The 9,888-nt window shown below is 69.5% G+C and carries 11 protein-coding genes and 1 pseudogene; 4 read left to right on the top strand and 8 right to left on the bottom strand.

Features of this window, described 5'->3' with window-relative positions; all coding sequences use genetic code 11:
• Window positions 1-232: 232 nt before the first annotated feature.
• From AB0B64_RS54375 to AB0B64_RS54365, 3 genes are all read right to left on the bottom strand, one after another.
• Complete coding sequence (locus AB0B64_RS54375) at window positions 233-787, bottom strand: hypothetical protein (protein ID WP_357956893.1); 555 nt, start codon at window positions 785-787, stop codon at window positions 233-235.
• A 115-nt stretch (window positions 788-902) separates the two neighbouring features.
• On the bottom strand, window positions 903-2,039 hold the full coding sequence (locus AB0B64_RS54370) for a hypothetical protein (protein WP_357956895.1): 1,137 nt from the start codon (window positions 2,037-2,039) through the stop codon (window positions 903-905).
• 62 nt (window positions 2,040-2,101) lie between these two features.
• Window positions 2,102-2,770 (bottom strand): alpha/beta fold hydrolase, encoded by a 669-nt coding sequence (locus tag AB0B64_RS54365; RefSeq protein ID WP_357956897.1) that lies wholly within the window; start codon window positions 2,768-2,770, stop codon window positions 2,102-2,104.
• 79 nt (window positions 2,771-2,849) lie between these two features.
• Here AB0B64_RS54365 and AB0B64_RS54360 point away from each other — a divergent pair, with 79 nt between their 5' ends.
• Window positions 2,850-3,479, top strand: coding sequence for a TetR/AcrR family transcriptional regulator (locus AB0B64_RS54360; protein WP_358201976.1), 630 nt, complete (start codon window positions 2,850-2,852; stop codon window positions 3,477-3,479).
• Window positions 3,480-3,527: 48 nt separating this feature from the next.
• Complete coding sequence (locus AB0B64_RS54355) at window positions 3,528-4,307, top strand: integrase (RefSeq protein ID WP_357956901.1); 780 nt, start codon at window positions 3,528-3,530, stop codon at window positions 4,305-4,307.
• Here AB0B64_RS54355 and AB0B64_RS54350 read toward each other — a convergent pair.
• From AB0B64_RS54350 to AB0B64_RS54335, 4 genes are all read right to left on the bottom strand, one after another.
• Entirely contained in the window at window positions 4,276-5,283 is a 1,008-nt protein-coding gene (locus tag AB0B64_RS54350; RefSeq protein WP_358201970.1) for an FAD-dependent monooxygenase, read from the bottom strand. The two genes, AB0B64_RS54355 and AB0B64_RS54350, sit on opposite strands and share 32 nt — an antisense overlap.
• A complete protein-coding gene (locus tag AB0B64_RS54345; protein ID WP_357956906.1) occupies window positions 5,280-5,891 on the bottom strand; it encodes a TetR/AcrR family transcriptional regulator in 612 nt (203 codons plus the stop codon). Before AB0B64_RS54345 ends, AB0B64_RS54350 begins: the two co-directional genes overlap by 4 nt.
• Before the next feature lie 138 nt (window positions 5,892-6,029).
• Window positions 6,030-7,157 carry a hypothetical protein gene (locus AB0B64_RS54340; protein WP_358201957.1) on the bottom strand — a complete coding sequence of 376 codons (1,128 nt, stop codon included), beginning with the start codon at window positions 7,155-7,157 and terminating at the stop codon, window positions 6,030-6,032.
• 116 nt (window positions 7,158-7,273) lie between these two features.
• Entirely contained in the window at window positions 7,274-7,828 is a 555-nt protein-coding gene (locus AB0B64_RS54335; protein ID WP_357956910.1) for a helix-turn-helix domain-containing protein, read from the bottom strand.
• 95 nt (window positions 7,829-7,923) lie between these two features.
• On the opposite strand from AB0B64_RS54335, the gene AB0B64_RS54330 reads away from it, so the two are divergent.
• Window positions 7,924-8,934, top strand: a complete 1,011-nt coding sequence (locus tag AB0B64_RS54330) for an NADP-dependent oxidoreductase (protein ID WP_357956912.1) — start codon at window positions 7,924-7,926, stop codon at window positions 8,932-8,934.
• Between the two features lie 50 nt (window positions 8,935-8,984).
• Window positions 8,985-9,542 (top strand): TetR/AcrR family transcriptional regulator, encoded by a 558-nt coding sequence (locus AB0B64_RS54325; RefSeq protein WP_357956914.1) that lies wholly within the window; start codon window positions 8,985-8,987, stop codon window positions 9,540-9,542.
• Window positions 9,543-9,630: 88 nt separating this feature from the next.
• Here the strand turns inward: AB0B64_RS54325 and AB0B64_RS54320 are convergent.
• Window positions 9,631-9,807, bottom strand: a pseudogene (locus AB0B64_RS54320) (cytochrome P450); the annotation flags it as partial.
• Window positions 9,808-9,888 lie beyond the last annotated feature (81 nt).

The raw sequence follows: 9,888 nt of genomic DNA, 5'->3' as shown, positions 1-9,888 counted from the left end.
AGGCGGTATCGGTGTCGAGTACGGCCAGCGCGTCCGGCCTGGTCGCCGACCGGTCGAAGGCGACGACATAGGCCAGTTTCTCGGCGGGTGCGCCGACCGCGTCCCTGGGCGAAGGATAGAACGTGGGGTCCGGGGTCCAGAGGCTCATCCCTTCACGTATCCACCAATTCCCTACACGGTCAACAGGGTATTGGGCACGTTTTCGGAATGATCGCGCCAGCTGTCGTATCGATCAGGCTCGATCGCGGGCCGGGCCTCGTCGGCCGTCGAGGGCGGTGTCGACGAAGCCGTAACCCGCGCGAAGCGGCAGCGGCCACACCCGGGGCGCCGAGCGGATGCCCCAGAGTGCGACGGCGATGTAGAGGACCTGCTCGGGAATGCGCAGCCACAACGGGGACGCCTCGCCGCCGTTGAACGGCACGTCGGCCAGCGCGGCGTAGATGTTGGCCGGCAGCAGCAGGACGAAGAGCGCGATCAGCCCGATCCCGGCCGACCAGCGTGTCCTGGCGATGATCAGCCCCACCGCGCCCATGAGCTCCAGCACGCCGGTCAGGTAGACCACCGCGTCGGCGAAGGGCACGAAGGGCGGCACCATGCGTACGAGATCCCCGTGGGTGGGCATCACCGTGACGCTTTCCGGGACGAAGTGCGCGCTGGCTGTCATGAAGAGCATGACGGCCAGGGCGTGCGCCGCGCTGACCGGCCATGAGGCGAACCGGCCGACCCCGAAGGCCCCCAGCGCGCGGAAGCCCAGCAGGGCCACCACCAGAACGATGCTCGTCTCCATCACGTCTCCCTGTTGGGTAGTCGCGCTATCTAGTTGTTGGATAGCGCAACTATCCTATGAAGGGCATGACTGTCAAGCGGCCGGGCGCCTTGAGCGCGGGACCGTTCGCTTTGGCTTAGTTCGGCCAGTCGCCGATGAGCGCCCTTATCTCGTCGGCCACCTCTTGCGCCGACCGGTCGTCCGTGTCGATACGCAGGTCACCCGCTCCGGCGCGGTCGAGCGCCAAGGCCTCGCGTGCCGCCCGTTCGGCGACGCGGCGCAGGGCTTCGGGGTCCAGTCCCTTCAGCTCATCGCCCGGTATCGCCGGCCCGCCTCCCCGGCCGCGCCGCGTGACGCGCTCGGCCAGCGTCGCGGGCCCGGCGTGCAGACGGCACACCGTCAGCGCCGCGCCGGGAAGCAGCTCGGCGTAGTCGCGGACGGTGTCGTCCCGGTCGTCGTGCCCGGAGACGATCAGGCACCTGGCCTCGGCCGCGCGGTATCCGGCCAAGAGGGCCGCGAGGTTGCGCGCCTTGAGGCGATGGCCGTCCGGGTCGTCGTCCGTGGCGGGACGTAACACGCCGATCTGCTTCAGATCCACATAAGCAGCTCGTACGCCGGCCCGGACGATCCGCGAGAAGACCTCATAGCCGACGGTCGACTTCCCCACCGCGGTGGCGCCGGACAACCACAGCACCGGAACCGGGTCAACGGCGCGCGGTGCGGCCGGTCGGGAAACATGGCCGACGGGTGGGCCGGGACGCGGCCAGCCACCGGCTCGCTCGCGGACCATCCGGGCCGCCTCGGGCACGGTCAGCCCGCCGGTATCCAGGCACAGGTCGGCGAAGTCGCTGCCCTCCAGCGACTCCGCCTCGGCGACGGCCTCCGCCACCAGGTCGGGACGCCATCCCCGCCCGACAAACCGTTCCTTGAGCTCATCGGTGCTCACGCGCAGCCGGCACACGGTGAAGGCGGCGTCCGGGAGACGCTTCGCGTACTCGCCGATCTCCTCAGCGGTGTCGACGAAACCCGACAGGACCACGCACTGTGCCCCCTGCTCCCGGAAGTTGGGCCACATCGCGGCCAGGCTCCGGGCCCGGATCCGATGGGTGCCGATCTCCGGCAGGGGGTAGCACAGGCTGATCTGGTCGGCGTCGACGAACGCCGCCCGGACGCCGCCCCGGCTCAGCTGGGCGAACACCTCCCAGCCGAGCGAGGACTTCCCGACACCTGACGGCCCGCACAGCCACAGCAATGGCAGAAGATCGCTTCCCATCCGGGCGACAGTAGTTGGTCGCCCGCGCGATCGGCGATCGCTTTTCGCCCTCTACGAGGCATCTAGGACGGGCATCGCCCGTCAAGGGCGTTGCGGACGGCGTCGATGAACACCGGTGACGCCGGTTCGTCGGCATGCGCCACGCCGGCGAATTCGGCCCGGCACCAGGCGCCGGCGATGACGTCGTTGCGCGTCTCGTCGAGCGAGCTCGTCAGCAACGTGTACCTGACCGGATCCGGCGTGGGGTCGCCGCTGTTGAGCTGGGTGATGAAGCTGCTGGTGGGGCACATCTGCCCGCCCTGACCGGCCGGCAGCAGGCAGGCGGGCCAGTAGCCGAGCTGCCCGGTGCCCATCGAGATGTAGCTGAGCGTCTTGGCGGCGCCGCCGAGGGATTTGAGGTAGTAGCGCGCGGACAGCCCTCCCATGCTGTGCCCGACGAGACTGACCTTGCTGCCGCCGTGTTCGCCGCGTGCCTGCTCCACCAGGTCGGCGATGGCCCGGGCGTTGGCGAGGTTCTCCTCGCCGGGCAGGTCGATCGCGTACGTCGGGTAGCCGGCCTGCTCCAGCGCCGTCTGCATCTGGGCGAACTCGGTCGGCGAGCCGTTCCAGCCGTGAACCAGGATGACCGGCTCCCGCTGCGCGCCCTGGGCCGGCGAACCGGGGCAGAGCCCGCCCAGCAGGGCGACCGCGATGATCAGTAAGGACCGGATGCGGTGGGGTCTGGGCGGCATCGTCGCACCTCGCTACTCGTACCGAAGGGGGGTTCACTTACCTAGTGCTCGGTAAGTGAGTTGCGTTAGGTTTAACACCGTGACCCCGAGCAGGCAAGGATCCGGCAGGCAGGAACGCGCTCGCCTGCGGCGGGAGGAGATCATCACGGCGGCCGGCGAGATGTTCGCCCGCGGCGGTTTCCGCGGCACCTCGCTCGCCGACGTCGCGGCCCGGGCCGGCATCACCGAGCCCGGTCTGCTGCACCACTTCGGCAGCAAGGCGGGCCTGCTGCTGGCGGTGATCGAGCGGCGTGACCTGGACAGTGAGGCGTTCGCCCTGGAACTGCTCGGCATGGAGCCCTCCGGGCGGCTTCGGGCGTTGCCGGAGTTCGCGCGCCGTAACAAGCAGCGGGCCGGGCTGGCCAAACTGTTCACGGTATTGGTGGCGGAGAGCCTCGAGCCGGGCTCGCCCGGCCACGAACATTTCGTCGAACGCTACCGCGCGATGCGCGCCATCGTGGCCGACAACATCCGCTCCGCCCAGGCCGACGGCGTCGCCCGCCCGGACATCGACCCGGTGGCCAAGGCCACCGAGATCATCGCGACCCTCGACGGCCTGCAGACGCAGTGGCTGCTCGACCCCGACGCCGTCGACATCGTCGCCACCGTCGAGTCCTACGCCCGCACCCTGGAACACGACCTCGCCTGCGGCCTGCCCCACCTCAGGTGACCTCATAGCGGAAACCGAGCGACGGGAAGGCGGCGCGAGGACATGCGGGTGACGATGACGAGCGTCGCGAAAGGGACCACCCGCGCGAACGAGGACTTCACCGGCGCTGTGCCGACGGCGGCGGTGCTGGTCGACGGGGCCGGCATCCCCGGCGGCGAAGCGACCTGCCGGCACGGCGTTGCCTGGTACGCAGGCCGCCTGGGAGCCAACCTCCTGTCACTCGTAGGGGACCGCGGCCTTCCGGCGCTGCTCGCCGAAGCCATCGAGCAGGTGACGAACGAGCACCGCCACACCTGCGACGTCGCCAACCCCATCAGCCCGTCGGCGGCCGTGGCCGTCCTGCGCCTGTCCGGCGGCCTGCTCGAGTACCTGGTGCTCGGTGACGCGTTCCTCGTGCTCGACAGAGCTGACGACGCGCCGCTGGTCGTCTCCGATCCCCGGGAGGTGATCATCAGCCGGTCGTACGAGCCCGCGCTCGAGGCCGCCGCCAAGGGCAGCGAGGACTACCACCGCCTCCTGCGGGACCTGCGCGCCAACCGGAACCAGCCGGGCGGCTTCTGGGTGGCCAAGGACGACCCGCGCGCGGCGGACGAGGCGATCACCGGAAGCTGTGCGATCTCCGAGCTGAGCGGCGCCGTCCTGCTCAGCAATGGAGCCAGCCGCATCGTGGACCCCTTCCAGCTCGCCGACTGGCCGGGGGTCATGGCCGTACTGGCGTCGAGCGGGCCCGCCGACATCATCCATCGTGTCCGGCAGGCGGAGACGCGCCACGCGGTGGCGGCGGACGACGCGACGATCACCTACTGCACCGACCTCGGCCAGGCATGAGGGTCACGTGGTCCTCGCCGAGTGCGTCGTCGCCGGCATCGGCACCGCCACCTGGGTCGACGCCGATGACCAGCAGTGTCTGACCTGGGTGGATCAGCAGTGCCGGGGTCGGCACCTGTCCCGGCCGGACGTGCTGACCACCACGACGCTGCCCGCCGTGCGGGCCAGGATCCGGGAGGCCGTCGCGGCGTGGCGGCGGCTGGCGCTCGGAGACTCGCTGGAGGTGACGTACCCGCCGTCGATCGAGCAAGCGCCCAGGCGGCAGCCTTTTCAATGCCTCAAGGTAGGTCAGCACGGTGACGGTGTCGTGGGCTTCGACGGTCAGGGCGAGATGGCCGTCGGGACGTACGAGCACCATGGCCTCGCCGGTGACGCCGTAGCCGTCGGCCGCGTGGCCGTCAGCGTCGGTGAGCGTGCCTGCTTCGGCGATCAGGCACGTACGTAGAGGGCCGGGCCAGGCATCGCGTACGGCGTCGAGCGAGCTTCGGCTGCTCTGGCCGAAGCCCACAAGGGTGAAGTGCGAACCGCGGAAGATGTCGAAGAGCCGCACGGTGGCCCCCGACTTGCCGTCCTGCTCGAACCGGATCAGCCGGGTGGCGTACTCGACCGTGACGCCCAGGCGGCCCAGCAGGGAGCGCAGGATGGCCTCGGTGCGCCACTGCGGCAGCAGCAGTTGCGGGTGCGGCTCGGCCGGGCTGGTCTGCCAGTACGACGCCGGACGCTGGTCGGTGAAGGTGCCGTCGCGCCCGTAGTGCCGCATGACGACCGGCGTGGCGGCCCGCACGGCCTCCTGGGCGAGGCCGAGATCGTCGAGGACCTCCACGGTGCGGGGGGTGACGCCTTTGGCGCGCGAGCCGGGAAACGGTCCGGGGGCCTGGTCGATGACGCGTACGGCGACGCCGCGGCGGGCCAGGTCGCAGGCCAGCGTCAGGCCGGTCGGCCCGGCCCCGGCGATCAGCACTTGTAAGTCGCTCACCGGCCTGCTCCCGCCGGCCCCGTGATGCCCTCCAGCAGCAGGTCCACCGCCTGGTCGCGCAGCCGCGCCCGTGCCTGCTCGCCGCTGGTGCCGCCGGCCAGGGCGGTCAGCCGCCCCGGCAGGGTGGGAAGCACCGTCAGCAGGCAGATCGCGGTGACGTAGAACAGCTCGAAGTCGCCGTCGGCCCGGAAGGCCCCCTCCCGCTGCCCGCGCTCGAACACCTCGCGCAGCGGCGCGGGCAGGTCCGCGGGCTCGATCGGCGGCCGGATCTCCCCCTCGCCCAGCCCTTCGTGCAGCAGCAGCGGCACCAGCAGGGGACGTTCGCAGACCAGGTCGAAGTACGCCCGCAACGCGACGCGCGTGGCCGCGACCGGATCCTGGCCGGTCAACCGGTCCAGAACCGGCCGCCACGCCGCTCCCATGTCGCTGCTCTGCGCGTCCAGGACCGCCCGGTACAGCCCTTCCTTGCTGCCGAAGTGGTCGTAGATCATCCGCTCGTTGACGCCCGCGCGCTCGACGATCTCGCGAACCCGGGTGCCTTTCAGCCCGTGGCGGGCGAACACCTCGGCTCCGGCGTCGAGCAGCGCCTGTTTGCTCTTCGAAGTCACAAGTAAATGTTTACTGGGATGATCTCGCCGGCGCAAGTGGGTCCCCTCCGCACACGACCAGGTACCCGTCGATGGTGGTGATGCGATCGCAGGTGGGGTCGTCGGGCAGGGCGTGGCCGAGGTCGCGGCCGGTCCTGATCAGAGGCAGCGCTCGCGATCCCGGGCCGGTACGGGGCGTTCTGTGATCGGCTCGGGCACGAAGTCCCGTGCGTAGGCCTGCCTCTTGATGTGTTTTCCTTCCGTTCCCCAGATCTCGGCCGCCCGGTAATCGGCCCACTTGACGGCCCCGGTCTTCAGATTGACGACGTAGAACTCCTCCCAGTCGCACGGTCCAGGTGGGTAGCCGTGGTCGGGCCAGGTCCAGCTCCGCTCGGCGCGGAGCAGCACGCTGTCGCGACCCAGAGGGCGGACGGCGTTGACGGTCTCCAGGTCGTACGGCAGCGCGAGATCGGCGAACGTGGCCCGGTGGGTGGAGCGCCGGAGATCCACTCTCTTCAGCTGGTAACGCAGGTTTTCCACTTCACCCAGCCGGTCCACGCTCACTGCCTCATCGCCCAGCACCACGGGGTGCGTGCCGTCCTCGGCATCACCTTCACGGTGGGCCACGGTGAAGGGAGACCTCCAGCTCTGGCGGACCCGTAGTTCCTTGCCCGTCACCACGATGACGCGACCGCCGCCGGCGCGAGCGTCCAGAAGGTCACGATCGAAGTCTGCGCCGACACGGAGACGCCGCTTCGACGACAGATCGATCAGCTCGCTCCCCCGCTCGGCGTTCCACACGAACAGCAGCTCGCCCTCCCCCTGGAAGACGAGCGCGACGTTCCATGAGTCGTCATCGGGCTGATACACCCCGGCAGGGACCCGTTCGGTCGTCCCGTTGGCGAGGTCTCTGACAACCAGGACACGGTCGGAACGCCTGATATAGGCGAGATGCCGGCCATCGTCACTGATGGCGAGAGGTGAGACCGCCTGCTCGCCGTCCTTGGGCACGAAGCCGAGCGCGTCCTCGATCCGCCACTCCTGGCCGGAACCGCTCCCCACCCGCCAGGGATGGTGCGCGGCCGCGGGTTCCCGGATGACTTCCGGGTCGTACAACACCGCGTAATCGAGGCGCGGCGCCCTTTTGGCCGGTAACTCGGGCAGCCCCGCCGCCGGTCGTACCGTTGGCCGCGGATCCGGATCTCCCTCAGATCCGGTCTGTACGGCGAGCACGACACACAAGCCGCCGAGACAGATCATTGCCAGCCAGAGTACGAGACGCTTCATGCCGAATCCTTGCACAAAGCCCGGGCGGCACCTTCTTGATCCATCATGTTCCGGCCTGCGGCAAGGCCGATGGCGGCGTCGGCGCGTTCAAGCGCGTTTGGAGCCCGCAGAAGCGATCACCTTCCCGCGCCCGTCAGAATCGCGCTCGCGATGACGCCGAAGAGATGATCGGCGCGGGGCGCGAGCGAGGGTTGATCGTTGAGCCACGCGAGAGCCCCGGCCAGCGCGAACAGGTCGGTGCCGTCGATGTCGGTCCGTGCCACGCCCGCCGCCTGAGCGCGGGTGAGGAGCCGCGTGCCCGCCGCGCGCATCGTGACGCACGAAGCATGGAGTGCCGACTCGGCGTCTTCGATGGCGGCCACCATCAGCGCCACAACGCCCCGATACTCATGGGCGCAGGCGACCCAGTCGCGTAGCCACGAAACGAGAGCATCCCCAGGCGAGCTCGACGTTGCGAGCTCGCCTGCCTGTGCCGCCAGTTCGTCGAAGCTCGCGCGGAGCATGGCCTCGAGCAACGCCTCGCGCGTCGGGAAGTGACGGTACAGCGTGCCGAGCCCGACGCCGGCCCTGCGGGCGACGTCGCGCAGCGACGCGTCGGCGCCTTGCTCGGTCACGACGGCACGCGCGACCGCGAGGAGCTGGTCGTAGTTCTTCCTGGCGTCGGCTCGCATATGCCTCCTGAGTTGACAAGCGGAGCAGTGCCCCGGTTATATTTGGAGCACTGCTCCGGAAACGATAACCCACTCTGCGGTGAAGGAGGAAGACAATGCCGGCGAACACGATGAAGGCCATCCGGCTGCACGAGCACGGTGGTCCTGAGGTGCTGCGTTACGACGAAGTGCCGATTCCCGAGCCGAAACCGGGTGAGGTGCTCGTTCGCGTGCACGCGGTCGGCGTCAATCCCCCCGACTGGTACGTGCGCGAAGGAATGTCCAACGTGCCTCCGGAGATGAGGCCGAAGCTGAGCTTGCCCATGATTCCGGGGACGGACGTGTCGGGCGTCATAGCGGCCGTCGCCGCGGATGTGGACGGCCTCTCCGTCGGCGATGAAGTCTTCGGTCTGCTTCGCTTTCCCAGTCTCGACGGCAGCGCATATGCCGAGTACGTCGCCGCGCCCGCGTCGGACCTCGCCCGCAAGCCGGCTCGCCTCGATCACGTGCACGCCGCGGGGGCGCCGATGGCAGGGCTCACCGCGTGGCAGTTCCTGATCGAGCTCGGACACGATCACCAGTCGCCCTTCCAAGCGGCGCGGCATCGCCCGATGGCACTGAACGCCGAGACGACGGTGCTCATCAACGGCGCCGCGGGTGGCGTGGGGCATTTCGCGCTGCAGCTCGCCAAGTGGAAACGTGCCCGCGTCATCGCGGTGGCATCGGGCGCGCATGAGTCGTTCCTGCGCGAGCTCGGCGCCGACGAGTTCATCGACTACACCAAGAGCCGTCCCGAGGAACTCGCGCACGACCTTGATCTCGTGCTCGACAGCGTCGGTGGTCGCGACAGCGGTCGTTTCCTGCGCACGCTCAAGCGCGGCGGCGCGTTGTATCCGGTGTTCCCCGGCGACTTCGATGACGAAGAGGCCGCGAAGCTGGGCGTCACGGTCTCGGCCACCCAGGTCCGCTCGAACGGCGCGCAACTCGCTGAGCTGGGACGCTTGCTCGACGCGGGCACGGTTCGCGTCGCGATCGACAGCACGTTTCCACTCGCGGATGCGCGTGCGGCGCACGAGCGCGCCGCCCGAGGGCATATCCAAGGCAAGATCGTGCTCACAGTCGCCTAGGACCGCTTGTGAGACATCATTGTCTCATCATGGGCCGTTAGCATGGTCGAGTGGTGAAATCGGATGCCGGGATGCAGCGGACCAGGTCGGCGATCCTCGACGCCGCCGCCCGGGCGCTGGGCCGGCGCTCAGACGCGGGGATGGCGGAGATCGCCGATGAGGCCGGTGTGGGACGCGCGACGCTGTACCGGCATTTCCCGACGCGGGAGTCGCTGCTGCGCGGTGTGGCCGAGGTCGGGATGGCCGAACTCGTGGAGGCCTTCGCGGCCGCGAATCTCGACGAGCTTCCGGCCGACCGGGCGATCACCAGGATCATCGCCGTGTACCTGCGTAACGGTGCCAAATACGCGGCGGTGATCGGCCAGGCCGACCAGTTCTGCGACCATGACGCCATCGAGCGTACGGTCAGGCCCATCCGCGACGTCATCGCTCGCGGCATGCGCGACAAGGTGCTCCGCGACGACCTGCGCCCTGACGTCGTGCTCGCCATGTTCTCCGCGATCGTGGAACGTACCCTGTGGCTGACCGTCGGCGAGGTCATGACGCCCGAGGAAGCCACCGAGGCGGCCGTGACGATTTTTCTCAACGGCGCACGGAAGCCCGAGTAGGCTATCATCGCCCGCCGTCGCGCCGACGATCCGCTCGTAGGTACGGGCAGCGTCGGCCCGTAGTCCGCGCTCCCGCCCCGTCACCAGGTCACGCGCAGTGAGTCACCCCATAGATGGGGCTGAAGACCCGGAAATCGGGTATGGCGTCCGGTTCGGCCAGCGCGAGACCGGGGAAGCGCTTGAGCAGGGCCGGGAACGCGAGGCGCATCTCCATCCGCGCCAGCGGCGCCCCCAGGCAATGGTGCACCCCATGGCCGAAGGCGACAGGGGCGATCACCCGCCGACCCAGCTTCGCCGCTTCGACGTCCACCAGAACCTGACCGTCGCCGGGCCCCGGATCAGGGGC

This window comes from Nonomuraea sp. NPDC049129, assembly GCF_040648495.1.
Lineage (GTDB): Bacteria > Actinomycetota > Actinomycetes > Streptosporangiales > Streptosporangiaceae > Nonomuraea.
Note: the sequence above shows the minus strand (reverse complement) of the source record. Positions and strands in the feature narration are given on the sequence as shown.